Source organism: Actinoplanes sp. NPDC049802 (assembly GCF_040656595.1).
In the GTDB taxonomy this organism is placed as follows: Bacteria; Actinomycetota; Actinomycetes; order Mycobacteriales; family Micromonosporaceae; genus Actinoplanes.
Genome location: NZ_JBFAMR010000012.1, coordinates 37038 through 54099 on the forward strand (window position 1 = coordinate 37038; position 17062 = coordinate 54099).

The 17062-nt window shown below is 73.6% G+C and carries 13 protein-coding genes and 1 pseudogene; 8 read left to right on the plus strand and 6 right to left on the minus strand.

Annotated elements, in window-relative coordinates; all coding sequences use genetic code 11:
* Positions 1–261 precede the first annotated feature (261 nt).
* From AB0I88_RS11515 to AB0I88_RS11530, 4 genes and pseudogenes are all read left to right on the plus strand, one after another.
* Positions 262–885, plus strand: a pseudogene (locus AB0I88_RS11515) (VWA domain-containing protein); the annotation flags it as partial.
* A 739-nt stretch (positions 886–1624) separates the two neighbouring features.
* Positions 1625–2224, plus strand: coding sequence for a cob(I)yrinic acid a,c-diamide adenosyltransferase (gene cobO, locus AB0I88_RS11520; protein WP_361021358.1), 600 nt, complete (start codon positions 1625–1627; stop codon positions 2222–2224).
* Entirely contained in the window at positions 2218–3567 is a 1350-nt protein-coding gene (locus AB0I88_RS11525; RefSeq protein ID WP_361021360.1) for a cobyrinate a,c-diamide synthase, read from the plus strand. Before cobO ends, AB0I88_RS11525 begins: the two co-directional genes overlap by 7 nt.
* A 90-nt stretch (positions 3568–3657) precedes the next feature.
* On the plus strand, positions 3658–4053 hold the full coding sequence (locus AB0I88_RS11530) for a cobalamin biosynthesis protein (protein ID WP_361021362.1): 396 nt from the start codon (positions 3658–3660) through the stop codon (positions 4051–4053).
* Positions 4054–4084: 31 nt separating this feature from the next.
* Here the strand turns inward: AB0I88_RS11530 and AB0I88_RS11535 are convergent, their stop codons facing one another.
* Together AB0I88_RS11535 and AB0I88_RS11540 are read right to left on the minus strand one after the other, a co-directional pair.
* Positions 4085–5563: a glutamate--cysteine ligase gene (locus tag AB0I88_RS11535; protein ID WP_361021365.1), complete on the minus strand. Its 1479-nt coding sequence runs from the start codon at positions 5561–5563 to the stop codon at positions 4085–4087.
* A 178-nt stretch (positions 5564–5741) separates the two neighbouring features.
* On the minus strand, positions 5742–6263 hold the full coding sequence (locus AB0I88_RS11540; RefSeq protein ID WP_361021368.1) for a hypothetical protein: 522 nt from the start codon (positions 6261–6263) through the stop codon (positions 5742–5744).
* 2329 nt (positions 6264–8592) lie between these two features.
* Here AB0I88_RS11540 and AB0I88_RS11545 point away from each other — a divergent pair.
* A complete protein-coding gene (locus AB0I88_RS11545; protein WP_361021371.1) occupies positions 8593–9531 on the plus strand; it encodes a hypothetical protein in 939 nt (312 codons plus the stop codon).
* 214 nt (positions 9532–9745) lie between these two features.
* A complete protein-coding gene (locus AB0I88_RS11550; RefSeq protein ID WP_361021374.1) occupies positions 9746–10885 on the plus strand; it encodes a SigB/SigF/SigG family RNA polymerase sigma factor in 1140 nt (379 codons plus the stop codon).
* Positions 10886–10892: 7 nt separating this feature from the next.
* Here AB0I88_RS11550 and AB0I88_RS11555 read toward each other — a convergent pair whose 3' ends face one another.
* From AB0I88_RS11555 to AB0I88_RS11570, 4 genes are all read right to left on the minus strand, one after another.
* Positions 10893–11618 (minus strand): ATP-binding protein, encoded by a 726-nt coding sequence (locus AB0I88_RS11555; RefSeq protein WP_361021377.1) that lies wholly within the window; start codon positions 11616–11618, stop codon positions 10893–10895.
* A gap of 153 nt (positions 11619–11771) precedes the next feature.
* Complete coding sequence (locus AB0I88_RS11560) at positions 11772–12512, minus strand: ATP-binding protein (RefSeq protein WP_361021380.1); 741 nt, start codon at positions 12510–12512, stop codon at positions 11772–11774.
* 64 nt (positions 12513–12576) lie between these two features.
* Positions 12577–13680, minus strand: coding sequence for a glycosyltransferase (locus AB0I88_RS11565; protein WP_361021383.1), 1104 nt, complete (start codon positions 13678–13680; stop codon positions 12577–12579).
* Positions 13681–13831: 151 nt separating this feature from the next.
* Complete coding sequence (locus AB0I88_RS11570) at positions 13832–14830, minus strand: glucosyl-3-phosphoglycerate synthase (protein WP_361021386.1); 999 nt, start codon at positions 14828–14830, stop codon at positions 13832–13834.
* Between the two features lie 172 nt (positions 14831–15002).
* Between AB0I88_RS11570 and AB0I88_RS11575 the strand changes: the two genes are divergently transcribed.
* Together AB0I88_RS11575 and AB0I88_RS11580 are read left to right on the plus strand one after the other, a co-directional pair.
* Entirely contained in the window at positions 15003–15968 is a 966-nt protein-coding gene (locus tag AB0I88_RS11575) for a Gfo/Idh/MocA family oxidoreductase (protein WP_361021389.1), read from the plus strand.
* Positions 15961–17052 carry a zinc-binding alcohol dehydrogenase gene (locus AB0I88_RS11580; RefSeq protein WP_361021392.1) on the plus strand — a complete coding sequence of 364 codons (1092 nt, stop codon included), beginning with the start codon at positions 15961–15963 and terminating at the stop codon, positions 17050–17052. Before AB0I88_RS11575 ends, AB0I88_RS11580 begins: the two co-directional genes overlap by 8 nt.
* Positions 17053–17062 lie beyond the last annotated feature (10 nt).

Sequence of the window (17062 nt, forward strand, 5' to 3'; positions counted from 1 at the left end):
GGTGCGGTTGTGGGCGGGGCCGTTCATGGTGGTGCCGCGTCGCAGGGTGCGGTTGTGGGCGGGGCCGTTCATGGTGGTGCCGCGTCGCAGGGTGCGGTTGTGGGCGGGGCCGTTCATGGTGGTGCCGCGTCGCAGGGTGCCGTTGCCGGCGGGGCCATTCGTGGTGGCGTCGTGTCGGCGGGTGCCGCTTTCGGGCGGGCGGTTGATGGTGTCGTTTCGGATGGTGCGGCGGCGGATCGGCCCGCCGCCGGTGGGCCGACGGGGATCCGGGTGACGCCGCGTGATCTGCGGGAGTCGGTGCACGTGGGGCGCGAGGCGAATCTGGTGCTCTTCGTGGTGGACGCGTCCGGGTCGATGGCGGCCCGGAAACGGATGACGCTGGTCAAGACGGCGGTGCTGTCGTTGCTGCGGGACGCCTACCAGCGGAGGGACCGGATCGGCATGATCACGTTCCGGGGCCGGGACGCCGAGGTGGTGCTTCCGCCGACGTCCAGCCACGAGGTCGGCGTGATGCGACTGGCCGCGCTGCGGACCGGTGGGCGCACCCCGCTCGCGGCCGGGCTGCGGGTCGCGGCCGCTACCATCGCAACGGAACGCCGCCGCGACCCGCGACGGCGGCCCCTGCTGGTGGTGGTCACCGACGGCCGGGCCACCAGCGGGCCCGACCCGGTCCTGTTGGCGCCTGTGCTGGCGGGTGTGGCCACCGTGGTCGTCGACTGCGAGTCCGGGCCGATCCGGCTGGGCCTGGCCGGGACGCTGGCCGCCGCGCTGCGCGCCGACCTCATGCCACTCGAACAGCTTCAGGCCACCACCGTCCTGCAGCCGGCAGGCCGCGCCGCCACCGCGTCGGTTCCCGCCGACCGCGCCTACCGGACAGCCGCGTAGGCGATCCCGGTGCGGGTCAGCCCTCCGGCCCCGTCCGTGTGCGGCCTTCACCCGAGCACCGGCGCTGTCCCGGCCGAACCGGGACAGCGCCGATCGTCGGCCACACCGGGAATGTCGGGATATCGGCGAGTCCTGTTCGGCTGGTCGTCAGTGCGGTCTCAACACCGTTGAGCCCGCACCCAGCGCCGGCCGAGTGGTTCCCAGAGCGGTCCCGGCGGGCCGTGGGCGATGTCTCAAACGCTCCGGGACAGCGCCCACGACCAGCCGAACAAGATCGACTGCGGCGCATCGCGGGCCACACCCGCCCCACCGAACGCGGCTGGCAGAGTCGGGCCAGCGCTGTGGGTGAACTGGTGGGGCTTGGCCGGTTGTGGGGGTTGTTCCGGCCGGGCCCGGACAGTGTTATGAGCCGGCTGGGTTGGGGGCCGTTTCGGGTGGATTGATGCAGCGCTGGGAGCCGGTCGGGGTTTGTGCTGGGCGGTGCTGTTCTCGTGTCGGAGCGGTCGAGTGGGGCCGGCGGCGGGGGTTCGGCTGGGCTTCGCGGCTGGTTGGGGGCTGTTTCGGGTGGGTTGAGGCAGCACCAGGGCTGGTCGGGGTGAGGGTGGGTTTCGCAGGGGGGTGAGGGGCGCGCGCCGGGCGGACCACCTTCGCCGCGGCCAGCGGGACGGTCAGGGTTCGGCGGGACGGTCCGGCCCGTACCGGGAATGAGTTTGATCTTGATTGGGAGAAGGAGGAGCGCATGCCGCAAGGGAAAGTGACGAGCGTGCCGGATGACGGGCTGACGACGCGGCAGCGGCGGCGGCAGGCGGTGTTCGCGGTGCACACCGGGGCGGGCAAGGGGAAATCGACGGCCGCGTTCGGGATGGCGTTGCGGGCGTGGAGCGCGGGCTGGCCGATCGGGGTGTTCCAGTTCGTCAAGTCGGAGAAGTGGAAGGTCGGCGAGGAAGCCGCTCTCAAAGCGCTGGGTGAGGCCGGCAAGGCGCCGGTGACCTGGCACAAGATGGGTGAGGGCTGGTCCTGGATCCAGCGGGCGGGCAGCGAGCGGGATCATGCCGCGGAGGCCGCCGAGGGGTGGGCGCAGATCAAGCGGGATCTGGCGGCGGAGACGTTCAGGTTCTACGTGCTGGACGAGTTCACCTATCCGATGAAGTGGGGCTGGGTGGACGTCGCCGACGTGATCGAGACGCTACGGGACCGGCCGGGGACCCAGCACGTGGTGATCACCGGGCGGGACGCGCACCCGGACCTGCTCGCGGCCGCCGACCTGGTCACCGAGATGACCAAGATCAAGCACCCGATGGACGCCGGGCGCAAGGGGCAGCAGGGCATCGAATGGTAGACCGGCTGGTCATCGCCGCGCCGGCGTCGGGGCACGGGAAGACGACCGTGGCGACCGGGCTGCTGGCGGCGTTCGCGCGGCGCGGGATTCCGGTGGCGCCGTTCAAGGTCGGGCCGGACTACATCGACCCCGGCTATCACGCGCTCGCCGCCGGGCGGCCCGGCCGCAACCTCGACCCGGTGATGGTGGGGGAGGAGCTGATCGGGCCGCTGTTCGCGCACGGGGCCCAGGGCGCTGAGCTGGCGATCGTCGAAGGGGTGATGGGGCTCTACGACGGGCGTACCGGTGCCGGCGACACGGGCTCCACCGCGCAGGTCGCGGCGCTGCTCGACGCGCCGGTGATCCTGGTCGTGGACGCCGCCGCGCAGGGCCGGTCGATCGCCGCGGTGGTGCACGGTTTCCGCAGTTTCGGGACGGTGCGGCTGGCCGGGGTGATCCTCAACCGGGTCGGCTCCGAGCGGCACGAGCAGATTCTGCGGGACGCCTGCGAGGAGGTCGGCACGCCGGTGCTGGGCGCGCTGCGCCGCGCTGACGCGGTCGCCGCGCCGTCCCGGCATCTCGGGTTGATCCCGGCGGCGGAACGGCGTGCCGAAGCCCTCGCCTCGGTCGACGCCCTCGCCTCGCTGATCACGGCGTCGGTCGATCTGGAGGCGGTCGCGGCGGTCGCCCGGTCGGCGCCACCGCTGCCCTTCCGGGCGTGGACCCCGATCAGCGAGACGCCGGTTGCGGGCCGTCCGGTGGTCGCGCTCGCCGGTGGTCCGGCTTTCTCCTTCGCGTACGCCGAGACGAAAGAACTGCTGGCCGGCGCCGGGGCCGACGTGGTGACCGTCGACCCACTCCACGACACGGCACTGCCCGGGGGGACGCGGGCGCTGGTCGTCGGCGGCGGATTCCCCGAGGTGTACGCGTCCGCGCTGTCCGCCAACGAGCGGTTGCGGGAGTCGGTGCGGACGTTCGCCTCGTCCGGTGGGGTGATCGCCGCCGAGTGCGCCGGGCTGCTGTGGCTGTGCCGCACCCTGAACGGCGAGCCGATGTGCGCGGTGATCGACGCGGAGGCGGTGATGACGCCATCGCTGACCCTCGGCTACCGGGACGCCGTGGCGCTGACCGACAACCCGCTGGCGGCGGCCGGAACCCGGGTGACCGGCCACGAGTTCCACCGCACCGTCACCCACCCGCGGTCGGGGCTGCTGCTGTCCCCGGCGCAGGGGGCGGCGTGGGCCTGGCGGGGCGCCGACCCGGAGGGGTTCGCCACGCCGACGGTGCACGCGTCGTACCTGCATCTGCACTGGGCCGGGCAGCGCGGGATCGCGGAGCGTCTGGTCCGGGCGGCGGCCTCGTGACGCTTGCCGTCGGGTTCGGCGCGCGCACCGGGGGCGGGGCCTCGTGACGCTTGCCGTCGGGTTCGGCGCGCGCACCGGGGGCGGGGCCTCGTGACGCTTGCCGTCGGGTTCGGCGCGCGCGCCGGGGTCGTGGCCGGTGTCCTGGCCGGAGCGATCCGGGATGTGCTGGCCGCGGAAGGGCTGGAGTCCTCACCGGTGGCGGTGCTGGCCACGCTGGACCGGCGGGCCGCCGAGGGCGGCCCGCGGGAGGTCGCGGCGTCGGCCGGGTGGCGGCTGGCCGGGTTCCCGGCCGCCGCGCTGGCCGCTCAGCGGGTGCCGACGCCCAGCGCGGCGGTCGGCTCGGCGGTCGGTACGCCGAGTGTCGCCGAGGCCGCCGCGCTGCTGGCGGCGGGACCGGGTGGCCGGCTGATCGTCCCGAAGCGGGTGTGCCGTGGCGTCACCGTCGCGGTGGCCGGCTGGCCGTGGGGGTCGCCTCGGCGGTCGTGAGTCAGCCCCGACGGCCGGCCGGATCCTCGGCTCACTTGCCCGGGGGCCACTCGTGGACCGGGATGTTGTCGTGCATCAGCGGCAGGTAGCGGCGCAGCATCTCATGCAGCGCCCGCTGCCGGTCCGCCCCCTGGGCCTCGATCTCGTGCAGGGTGTCCACCTGCCAGGACGCGCCGTTGCGGTGCCGCAGGCAGCGCTGCTCGATGATGCCGAGCAGCCGGTCCCGCTGGGCCGCCGAGACACCCCACATGTCCAGGCCCGCGGCGGCCTGCGGCAGCAGCCGGCGCAGCACCAGCTCGGTCACCGGAACCGTGCCGTGGCCGGGCCAGAACACGCTGGCGTCGATGCCGTGCCGGGCGCAGTTGTGGAAGTTCTCCTCGGCGGCGCGGAAACTCATCTGCGTCCACAGCGGGCGCTCCGCCTCGGCGATGCAGCGGACCAGGCCGTAGTAGAACGCGGCGTTGGCGATGGTGTCGGCGACGGTCGGGCCGGCCGGCAGCACCCGGTTCTCCACCCGCAGGTGCGGGCGGCCGTTGACCACGGCGTAGATCGGCCGGTTCCACCGGTAGACCGTGCCGTTGTGCAGGCGCAGTTCGCTCAGCTCGGGAATCTCGCCGCGTTCCAGGATCTCGGCCGGATCGTGCACGTCGCAGATCGGCAGCAACGCGGGGAAGTAGCGGACGTTCTCCTCGAACAGGTCGAAGACGCTGGTGATCCAGCGTTCCCCGAACCAGACGCGTGGGCGTACCCCCTGTGCTCTTATCTCCTCCGACCGGGTGTCGGTGGCCTGCTCGAACAGCGGGATGCGGGTCTCCCGCCACAGCTCGCGGCCGAACAGCAGCGGCGAGTTCGCGCCCAGGGCCAACTGCACGCCGGAGGTGATCTGCGAGGCGTTCCAGTACGCGGCGAACTGCGCCGGGCTCACCTGGAGATGAAACTGGGTGCTGGTGCACGCCGCCTCCGGCGCGATGGTGTCGGTGGTGACGGCCAGCCGGTCCACACCGTCGATGCGGATGTCCAGGTCCTCGCCGCGGGCCGCGAAGATCTGCTCGTTGAGCAGTTGGTACCGGGGGTTGACGGTGAGGGCCTCGCCGGTGAGGTGCTCGCGCCGCAACGTGGGAAGGATGCCGATCGTCACCATGTGCGCGCCGGCCGCCCGGGCCCGCCGCTCCGCCTGATTGAGACTGGCCCGCAGGCCGCGCTCCAGTTCCGCGAAGTCGTCGCCGGCCAGCCGCCGCGGCGGCAGATTGATCTCGATGTTGAACTGCCCCAGCTCCGTCTGGAAGTCGGGGTCGGCGATCGCGCCGAGCACTTCGGCGTTGCGCATCGCCGGATCGGCGTTGCCGTCGATCAGGTTGAGCTCGATCTCCATGCCGGTCAGCGGCCGTTCGAACTCGAAGCGTGCCTCGCGCAACATCGTCGCGAACACGTCGAGACTGCGGCGGATCTTCTGCCGGTAGCGGGTCCGGTCCTCACGGGTGAAATCGGTCTGGTCGACTTTCTCGCCCACCGCGCACCACCTTTCGAGCCGTCAGAGACGCCAGGAGATCGCGCGGCGCCGTAGCCGCCATCCCCTGCGCCCATGATGACCGCTGTCGATGGTGGAGCGCCCTGTGCCGACCGTCCATTCTCGCCAGGCTGGCAAACGATCTTCCATGGGCGCTGTCTCTACCCGAACCGGCCGGAGATCATCCCAACCAGGCGGCCAGCAGTGTCCCGGCGATCGCCACCCCCACCGCCGCCTGGAGCAGCAGCGCCGGGCCCATGTGCGACCACTGGGTCGGGATGCGGGGGGTCAGCGGCTGCATGGTGGTCAGGTTCACCACCTGTACCAGGCGTACCGGAAGTGTCGGGTCGGCCTGCGGCTGGGTGCGGACCTGCACCAGATCGCCACGGTGCAGCGCCGACTGCGGGAGCTGGCCGTGCATCTCGATCTCGTACGTCTGGCCCAGGTCGTCGCGCAGCCGCACCGGTGTCACCAGGAACTCCGGGCCCTTCCGGAGTTCCTTGAGAGTGCGCCGGGACGGTTTCATCCGCAGCAGGGCGCCGATCATCTGGGCGATGCCGGCGGCCACGAAGACGGCCAGCGCGATGGGGCGCCCCACCCGTACCTCACGGGTGTAGGAGGCCTGGAAGCCGAGGAACCGGCCGGTGATGATCGGACTGACGTGCCGGAGGATCCGCTCGCGGTGCAGTTCGGTGTCGTCCATGGGGGGTCACCTCCTGGAAGTACTTCAAATGCTACGGAGAGAACTCGCCTCACCACCGTGAGTGAATAGGCAGTCTTTGCATACCGCCTGCTCCGCGCCGCCGCCGCCGGATCACCCCGATTTCCTCTCCGGGCCCCGCTGATCTGCACAGATCTTCCGAAAATCACCCTCACGGCACACCCGAAGGGGTGAACTGAACCAGGGCCGTGTTGACCCGGCAAGACCGCCGTGCCGTCCCGGCACGTGGACAGCCGGGGATGGGGGGCGGGGACCGGTGAAGGCATACGTCAAACCGGAGAGCGTGCTGGCGAGCGTCGCACGCCAGGTGGTCGAGGCGCACGGCGGCGGAGCCGGCGCGCACGACGGCATGACGCACTGTCCCGCCTGCGGCGAGCCGCTGCCCTGCCGTGCCGCCCAGTCCGCGGCCGAGGTCCTCGTCGCGGCCGGGCTCGCCGAGGAGTCCGGGCTGGTCGCCGCGAGCCGTCCGGCATGGTCGCCGGGCTCGTCCGGGTTGATGCCGTCGGCGGTTCCCGGGCCGTCGCCGTGGGCTGTCGAGGAGTCTCCCGCACATGATGCCGCGCCTGCTGTATCTCATGGTTCTCCGCCTGCTGCCGCTGAACCGGCCGTCGCGCCCGGCCCGCCCGCCGGCGCGAGGTCCGGGCCGGACGGCGAGATCGCTCCGGCAGTCGGCTCGGCGTCCGTCGCCGGCTCCGTGCCGGCGGGCCCCGACATCACACCGGGGCCGTCCGCCACCGGTTCGCCGGGCCCCGCGTCAGGTACTGCCGCCGAGGGCGTCTCGGCGCCCGGCTTCGGGCAGGGCCTTCCCGCGCGGGGCGCGGTACCGATGCCTCCACCGCCGGCCGACGACCCGCTCGCCCCGGGTCAGGCCGCGGAGAGCCGTCGGCCCGCCGGGGGATGGCCGGCCGCCGGGCCCGGGAGCTGGCCACCACCGGAGGCCCCGGCGCGGAGCGAGTCACGCCCCTGGCCGCCGATGGAACCGTCCGCCCCGTCGTGGGCCACCGAGGAGACCGGAGCGTGGGCGACCTCGGGACGACCGGAGGGCAACCGGCCGCCGTGGCTGTCCGCCGAGTCCACCCCGGCCGATCCCGGACTCTCGGCCCCCGGCGGTCCGGCCCCGCTCAGCGGTGACTTCTCCCACCTTCCCGGTACGGGCGAAGCGGGCATTCCCGGGACCGCCACCGGCTTCCCAACGGTGCCGAAGACGGGACCGGGACCGGGCGCCGACGTCCCGAACCCAGGCCAAGACGGGCCGGGCGCGAACGGCACGCTGCCCGCGGGCGGCCTGCCGTCCGAGGCGTCCGGAATTCTCCTGGGCGGATCGATGCGGCCCGGGCCGGTGCTCGGCGGATCGTTGCCGCCCGGTCCCACGGCTCCCGGGTTCGGCGGTCCAGGGGCCGCCGGCCAAGGACCCGGTGACCGGGCTTCGGCCGGGCAGGCGCCGCCTTCGGGGATCTACCGGGCCGGCGACCAGGGATCCACCGCCATGCCGGGTCCCGGCCCGCTCGGCACGTTCGGGCCGGGTGCCGGGGACGCGGGGACGGCGGGGCGGGCGCGGTCCGGTTCGGGTGGTGCCGGGCCGGGCGCTCCGGATGCGGCCGGTCACTTCGGGCCGGGTGCTCCCGGCGGATCCTCCGGGCCGGGTGCTCAGGGTGGCGCTACCGGGCCGGGTGCTCAGGGCGGTCTCTCCGGGCCCGCTGCTCCCGGGGGCTTCCTCGGGACCGGTGCTCAAGGTGGCTTCTTCGGGCCGGGCGATCCCGGCGCCGGTGATGCGGGTTCGGCTGGTTCAGGCGGATTCGCCCCGGGTACCGCCGGGCCGGCGGTGGGGAATCAGGCCGCGACCCGGCCCGGTGGATTCGGGCCGGATGCTCCCGGTGTGGCCGGGGGCGCTGCTTCGGCGGAGCCGGGGGGACTCGCCCCCGGCGGGCCCGCGATGGCCCTACCCGATGGCCCCGGACCGGCCGGGTCTGGCGGTACCGGTCACGTCGGTCAGCCTTCGGCTGGTCCGGGAGCCCACGGAGCCACGGGCGAAGCCCCGGCCGGTTCGGGTTTCCTCGGGGCCGCGGGGCGGGAGTCGGCGGGTCCGGGTGTGTCCGGTGCGGTGGGCGACGGTTCGGCTGGTTCGGGCTTCTACGGGGCCGCCGGTCCGGGCCGGGGTGGGCCGGGTGACGGCGGTTCGATGCCGGCGGGCCCCGCAGCCGGTGGCCGGGCACTCGGTGGGCAATCCCGGACCGGGCCGGCGGCCTCCGGGGCGGGAACGCCGGGCCCAGCCGGCTTCGGCGCCGGTGGTCAGAGCCCGAACGAGCCGGCGGTGTCCGCGTGGGGAACAGCGGCGTCCGGCGCGGCGGGCCGCCAGCCGGCCGCCGGCCCGGCGCCGGACGCGCCCGTCGGCGTACACGGCCCGTTCACCCCGGAGGAACTGGACGAACTGGTCCGGCGTCCACCGGCCTACAGCCAGCAGAACAGCCCGCTCGACGCGCCGCGCTTCACCCGCTCGGCCCGGCCCGCGCCGGCCGCCGGCAGCCTCCCGGCGCCGGACACGACCGCGATCTTCCCGTCGCCCGTCTCGGCGCCGAGCGGGGAGACCGGTACGACCGGCCCGGCTCCCGCACCGTCACAGACACCGGACGTGGGCCGGCACAACACGCCCGTGCAGGCAGGCGGAGACGTGCCCGGCTCGCCGGGAACGACCTCCGCCCGTCCGCCGCTCCAGGCCCCGGATATGGGTCAGGACGACGGTGCCCGGTCGGCGGGTGTGGGTGGGCAGGGTTTGGGCCCGTCACCGCTGCGCGCTCCGGACATGGGTCAGAGCATCAGCCACCCGCAAGCTCCCGACATGGGCCAGCACGCGGCGCGGTCGCCGTTGCAGGCGCCGGACATGGGTCAGCAGAACGCGCCGGCGCGGAGTCCGCTTCAGGCGCCGGACATGGGTCAGACGGTGGGTCGGTCGCCGTTGCAGGCGCCGGACATGGGTCAGCAGAACGCGCCGGCGCGAAGCCCGCTCCAAGCGCCGGACATGGGCCAGCATTCGGCCCGGTCGCCGTTGCAGGCGCCGGACATGGGTCAGACCGCCCCGCCGGCGAGCCGCCCCGCCGGCGAGGGCCCGCCGATGGACGACGAGAACACCCCGTCCGGTCTGCCGTCGCGTACCGGGACCCCGCCGGTGCGCCCGGTCGCGCCCAGCGCTCCCGAGATGCTGGAGGATCCGTCGACCGCGCCGAGCGGCCTGCCGCCCCGGCGCCCTCGATGACGGCCGGCCGGGGCCGGTCCGGCGGGCAGCGGAACGGTGGTGCTGCGACATACGACCGCGGATCTGTTTGAAACGGTGGAGGATCGGGCAAGAGCGTCCCGATTACCGGGGTGGGTGCCGGAGGGCACGGCGCTGGGCGGCTCCGACGCCGCAGGGTGACCGCCGCCGCCGTGACGGCGGTGACCGCAGGGAGGAAGCACCGGGAAGGATTGGCATGTCCGCGCGAGGCGACATCGGTGAACAGACCGACAACACGCTCGAGGATCTCGACGCCGCCGCACTGGATTTCGCCGTGCGCCGGTCGGGCGCCGCCGAGGCCGAGGCCGACGCGCTGCGGGACGAACTGGTCCGGCATTGCCTGCCGTTCGCCGGGCGGCTCGCCCGCCGTTACCGCGGCCGGGGCGAGCAGATGGAGGATCTCGAGCAGGTCGCCCGGCTCGGCCTGGTGAAAGCCGTCGATCGGTACGATCCGGACCGCGGCTCGTTCACGGCGTACGCGGTGATCACCATCTCGGGCGAGCTGAAGCGCCACTTCCGGGACCGCACCTGGGGTGTCCACGTCCCCCGGCGGGTGCAGGACCTGAGCCTCGAGGTCGGGCACGCTTCGATGGTCCTGACCAGCGCGCTCGCGCGTACCCCGACGGTCGCGGAGCTCGCGGAGCATCTGGGGGTGAGCGAGCCGGCCGTGCTGGAGGCCGTGGAATCGGCCGCCGGATATTCTCCGGCGTCGCTGAACGCGCCGGTCGCCGGGGAGGGCGCGGCCGAGTTCGGCGATCTGATCGGCGGCGTCGACGACGATCTCGAGTCGGTGACCGACAAACTCACCGTCACCGATCTGCTGCTGCGGCTGCCGACCCGGGAGCGCCGGATGCTGGCGATGCGTTTCTACGGCAACCGCACCCAGGCGGAGATCGCCGCCGAGCTGGGCATCTCGCAGATGCACGTGTCCCGGCTGCTGAGCCGGGCGCTGTCCTGGCTGCGGGAGGCGATGCTCAACGACGCGCCGCCGCCGTGGGAGGGCGAGAGCCGGGCCGGCCACCAGCACGGCATGGAGGTGTCGGTCTCCCGGGACGGTTCGGCACTGCGGGTGCGGGTCCGCGGCGAAGTCGACCGGGACACCGCCGAGCGGCTCCGGACCGGTTTGCGGCACGCCGTCACCACCGGTGGCACCGGCTCGGTCGTGGTGGATCTCGCCGGTGTGCCGCTGGTGGACGCGGCCGGTGTGTCGGTGCTGCTGGAAGCGGTACGGGTGGCGGCCCAGGCCGGTACGGAGATCTGCGTGTCGGGGGCTCAGCCGTACGTGGCCCGGATCCTGGCCGTGTCCGGTCTGGCCGGGGTGCTGCGGCGCTGCTGACCGCCGGTCACCGGCGCAGCGACGCCCACACGACCTTACCGTCCTCGGACGGCAGCCAGCCCCACGAATGGGCCAGCTCCCCGACGAGCATCAGCCCGCGCCCGCCGGCGGCCTCCGGTGAGATCGGCCGGGACGGCACCGGCGGCGCCGGGGAGCCGTCGCGGACCGCGAGGCTCAGATCGCGGGAGTGCAGCGTCAGCCGCAACGTCATCATCGTGTGGGCGTGATCGACCACGTTGGCCACCAGTTCGGTGACGATCAGGCTGGCGGCGGGGATCAGGCCGGGCAGGTCCCAGCGCAGGCAGGCCTCGGTGGCGACGTCGCGGGCGTGCCGCGCCGATCCGGCGACCGGCGGCAGCCGCTCGTTCAGCGCCGGCAGGGACCGCCGCCCATCGTTCACGTGCGCCCTCGCCTCGGCCAGGCCGCCGAACAGCGGCAGCCGCTGGTGGGCCCCGGTGAGCAGCAGCTCCCGGGTCGCCGGAGGCGGCCCGCAGAGCAGCACCGGGGTGCCGGGCCAGTGGGCGGCCTGCCGCAGCACCGCGAAGAAGACGGCGACCGCCAGCGGCTGGTTCACCCGCAGACCGGACAGGTCGAGGAGCAGGGCCCCGGGCTGTTCGGCGAGACATTTGAGCAGGCGGTTCCGGAGCGGGACGGTGTCGGGCAGCCCCAGCTCCCCGGCCACCGCGACAACCACATCGGGGCCGTCGTCACGCATCTCGCACCGGATCGTCATGACCTCGCCTTCCAGGTGGCGGGCGCGTACCCGGGGGTGTGGACGGTAAACGTCAGGCCGTCTGCCTCACGGTGACGGCCCCGTCGCCGGGGCGGCGCGGTGCACACCACCCGTACCGTGACGGCGTGCCCGCGCCGGTCGACCGCGTCGAGGTCAAAGCGTGGCTCCGGTGGCGAGCCGGGTCCACACGACCTTGCCGTCGGTGACCGGCAGGACGCCCCACGCGTCGGTGAGGTCATGGATGAGGCGCAGGCCCCGGCCTCCCGTGTCGGCGACGCCCGGATCGAGGGCGCGCGGCATCCGGCGGCTGTGGTCGCGGACCGCCATGGTGAGCCGCCCCTCCCGCAGCCGCAGGGTGAACTCCATGGTGGTGTGGGCATGCCGGACGACGTTGGCGACGAGCTCGGTGGCGACCAGCGTGGCCGTCGCGGTGACGTCGCCGCGCTGCCACGTCTCGCACGCCTGGGTGACGAGATGCCGCACCTGACGGCAGGCCTCCGGCACCGGCCGCAACCGGACCCGGACGGCTGTCGGATCGACCTCGGAACGGACCTTCGCCAGGACTCCGGCGCAGTCCCCGGACACCTCCAGAGCCGCGCAACCCGGCTCGGCGGCGAGTGCGGCCACGGTGGGCGCGTCGGCGCCGCAGACCACTATCGGCACCGCCGGGAACTCCTCCGCCCGGCACACGACGGCACCCAGGGCGGACAGTGCCAGCGGATCGCCGATGTGTAATCGGGTCACGTCCAGAACGACTCGCAACGGCTGCACCGAGAGGCTGCGGCGGATCGCCGCGTCCAGTGCGCCACCGGTGACCCGGTCGAGGGTGCCACTGATCGCCAGGACCGCCACCGGAAGATCCTGCTCCGGCCGGCAGACGAGCTGGCTGGGCATGCGTCTCCCTCCGGGCAGCGGGCGTCGAACACCCAACGTGCCCGGCGCCCGCGGACGGCAAACGTCAGAGGAGCCGCTCGTAGAGGCCCAGATAGGCGCGGGCCATCACGGCCGGGGTGAACCGGCGCCGCGCCTCGGCCCGGCAGTCGGCCGGATCGATGGTGACGGCCTTGTGCACCAGGTCGCCGAGCGCCTCCTCGTCGCCGGTCAGCAGCCCGGTGTGGCCGTCCTCGATCAGCTCGGGCAGGCAGCCCATGCCGACGCCGACGACCGGGGTGCCGAGAGCCAGCGACTCGACCACCGCGGTGCCGCCGGGCTCCGCCCAGCGCAACGGGAACAGCGCGGCGCGGGCCCCGGCGACGAGAAGATCACGGTCGCGGCCGGTCACGGTGCCGATCCACCGTACGCGTACGCCGTCCACGTGCGGCGCCACCTTCTCCCGCCAGAAGCGGACGTCCGGGTTGTCCCCGTCGGCGACGGCCAGCTCGGCGGCGTTGTGGTACGGCCCCACCGGTCCGGCCAGCACCAGGTCGAACCCGGCCTCGTGGGCCAGCCGGGCGGCCAGGTCCTGCCCCTTGCCCGGGTTGATCCGGCCCAGCACCACGGCGTACGACCCGCGGTTGACCGCCGGCACCGGCTGGGCGGCCAGCGGGGTGGCCAGGTGGACGTGCCCGATCGCGTGGTCCCGCAGTGCCCGCGGGGCCCGGGCCAGCTGGGACGCCGACACCCCGTTGACCCGTACTCGCTTCCCGCCGTCGAACGTGCCGTACAGCTCGGGATGTTTGTGCAGGTCCCAGTGCAGGGTGTGCAGTGCCGGCGGGGCGCCGTCGCCGAGGGCCGCGGCGGTGACCAGACCGGCCGCCTCGACGTGGTCGTGGATCAGGTCAATGTCGCCGCGCTCGGCCAGCGCCCGCGTCACCGCGTGCTGGTGCGCCTGGACCACCCCGACCGCCTGGTTGTACGGCTTCTGCAGCGCCGGGAACTGGCCCCGCTCGAAGACCGACACCCGCCCGTCCACCTCGAGGGTGCTCTCGCCGACGCCGGCCAGCACCACTTCGACGCCGAGCGCGCGCAGTTCGGGCACCAGGGTGGCGACGATGTTCTCGATCCCGCCGTACCCGGCCGGCGGCACCGGCAGCCACGGCCCCGCGTTCATCAGCACTCTCATGCCATCACCTCCGCTTCGCTCCGGCGCCGGCATGAGTTCGACCCTGAGCCCAATGATTCGCTCGCAAGCTCGCTCATGTCCATCACCTCCGCTTCGCTCCGGCGCCGGCATGAGTTCGACCCTGAGCCCGATGATTCGCTCGCAAGCTCGCTCATGCCGCCACCGCCCGCTTGAGGGTGGCCAGTGGGGGCCGCTCGGTCACGCCGGTCTCGGTGACCGCGATCTGCCGGTCCAGGTTCGGCAGCGCGTCCTGCCCGCCCCGCCGGAACTGGGTGAGCATCGTCGACGGTGGCACCGGCTCGGTGGCCAGCCCGCGGCGGTACATCCGGGACCAGGCGGTCACCATGATCTGCGCGGCCATCCGGCCGAGCGCCTCGGTGCCCTGGTGCCGGTGTTTGCGCTCGCCCAGGTCGACCTGCGCGAGCGCGTCCAGCCCGACCAGGTCCACCAGGTCGATCAGCATGCCGATCTCGACGCCGTACCCGGAGACGAACGGGATCCGTTCCAGGGCGCGGCGGCGGCCCGCGTACTCGCCGGCCAGCGGCTGCACGAATCCGGCCAGCTCGGGGAAGAAGAGGTTGAGCAGCGGCCGGGCGGCCAGTTCGGTGACCCGGCCGCCACCGTCGGTCTCCACGCTGACCGGCCCGTTGAGCGGCCGGTGGTAGAAGCCCTTGACGAACTCGACGGACTGGTCGGTGAGCAACGGCCCGAGCAGCCCGGTGACGAAGTGCGACGAGAACTCGTGCAGGTCGCCGTCGACGAAGGCGACCACGTCGCCGCTGCTGGCGGCCAGGCCGGCCCACAGGGCGTCGCCCTTGCCCTCCATCCGGGGCAGGCCGCGGGTCATCCGGTCCTGGCTGACCACCCGGGCGCCGGCACGGCGCGCCACCATGGCGGTGGTGTCGGTGGACCGCGAGTCCACCACGAGGATCTCGTCCACCAGCGGCACACGTTCGATCAGGTCGCGGCGGATCGTCGAGACGATCGCGCCGATCGTCGCCTGCTCGTCACGGGCCGGGATGACCACGCTCACCCGGTCACGGCCCTTGGCCGCGGTGAGCCGCTCCGGTGTCCATTGCCGGGCGCTGCCCGTCCGGTAGGTGGTCCACGCCTCGACAACCGGCGAGACGGTCGCGTGTGAGTGCCACATCGGATTTCCCCCAAGTTCGCGATCGTTCGGCGCGGCCTCATTTCCCCAGAGGAAGTGATATCAATCTTTACGTTTAGTGACATTCTCATCACTCGACTGTGGAGGGTTTGGGATTCGGGCCCGTGGTTACAACACCGGCCGATCGAACGGCCCGGCGGGGACAGGGGAGCGGATGACGAAGACACGGATCGGCCTGATCGGCGCGGGCGGCGTTGCCGCCCGCCACGCGCGGGTGCTCGCGGAGTTGCCGGAGGTCGAGGTCAGTGGCGTGACCGATGTCGTGGCCGAGGCCGCGGGGCGGCTCGCGCGGGCGCACGGGGCGACGGCGTACGCCTCCGTCGGGGACCTGCTGGCGTCCGCGCCGGACGCCGTCTACGTCTGCGTCCCGCCGTTCGCCCACGGCGACGCGGAGCGGGCCGTCATCGAGGCGGGGATTCCGATGTTCGTGGAAAAGCCCATAGCGATCAATAACCGCACAGCATCTGAAATTGCCTCACTTGTGACAGAGCGTGGCATCCGCACCGCCGTCGGGCATCACTGGCGCTATCTGCCGGTCGTGGAGCAGGCCCGGAAACTGCTCGCCGGCCGGCCCGTCCGGCTGATCGCCGGCGCCTGGCTGGACAAGGTCCCGCCGGTCGCCTGGTGGCCGGTCCGGGACCGCTCCGGCGGCCCGGTGATCGAACAGGCCGCGCACGTGCTCGACCTGGCCCGGCACCTGGGCGGCGAGGTGGACACCGTGTTCGCCTACGGCAACGGCACGCCACCGGAGGCCGAGAACGCCGACGTCGACGGCGCCACCACGGCGGTGCTGCGCTTCGCGAGCGGCGCGGTCGGCACGCTGTCGGCCACCTGCGTGCTCGGCTGGAAGCACCGGGCCGGCCTGGAGTTGTACGCCGACGGCCTGGCCCTCGCCCTGACCGAGAGCGAGCTGGTGATCCGCGACGGCGACGGCACCGAGACGGTGACCTGCGACCCCACGTCCGCGCACGTCGCCGTGGACCGGGCGTTCGTCCGCGCGATCCGGGGCGAGGAGGACGACGTCCGCGTCCCCTACGACGAGGCACTGCGTACCCATGAACTGGCCCTTGCCGTCGCGGCCTCGGCCGCCGAGGGCCGTGAGGTGCGGATCCATGGGTGACCGCAACTTGATCGTGGCCGGGCCCGGCCGCCTCGAGATCGAGGAGATCGGCGCCGCCGGCAGCGCCGCGCCGGAGGGCGGCTTCCACGCCCGCACGCTGTTCAGCGGCGTCTCCGCCGGCACCGAGCTGACCTACCTGAAGGGCACCAACCCGGCCCTGCACGCCGGCTTCGACACCGCCCTCGGCCTGTTCGGCGCCCCACCCGAGCAGGCCTACCCGGTACGCCGTCTCGGCTACATGGAGGTCGCCCGGGTGGAGGACAGCCGGACCCCGGCCTTCCCGGACGGCACCGTGGTGGCGATGACCTACGGGCACCGCACCGGCTGGCCCGCCCACCCGCTGCGCGACCGGGTGGTGCCGCTGCCGCCCGGCCTGGACCCGGTCCTCGGCATCTACGTCGCGCACATGGGCCCGATCTGCGCCAACGGCCTGCTGCACGCGGCCGCCGACCGGTTCGGCCCGGCGGTCCGCTCGCTCGCCGACGGCGTCTCCGGCTGCCGGGTGGCGGTCGTCGGGGCGGGCGTGGTCGGCCTGCTCACCGCGCTGTTCGCCCGTGCGCACGGCGCCGCCTCGGTGGTCGTGGTGGATCCGACCGAGTCGCGACGGGCGGTCGCCGGGGCGCTGGGCCTGGAGACCCTGGACCCGGAGGCGTCCGACGCCGCCGTGACGCTCAAGACCCGCTGGCGGCACGCCGACGGCGACCGCGGCGCCGACGTGGTGTTCCAGTGCCGCGGACAGGCCGCCCAGCTGCACCTGGCGCTGCGCCTGCTGCGTCCCCAGGGCACCGTGATCGACCTGGCGTTCTACCCGGGCGGCGCGGACGAGGTGCGGCTCGGCGAGGAGTTCCACCACAACGGGCTCGCCGTCCGCTGCGCGCAGATCGGCCGTGTGCCGCGCGGGCTGGCGCACGCCTGGGACCGCGAGCGGCTCTCCGCCGCCACCGTCGACCTGCTCCGCACCGACGGCGACGCCATCCGGAAACACCTGGTCACCGTCATGGTCCCGTTCGACGAGGCGCCCGCGCTGCTGACCGGGCTGGCCCAGCGGAGCCGGCAGGAACTCCAGGCGGTGATCACCTTCTGACGAGCGGGCG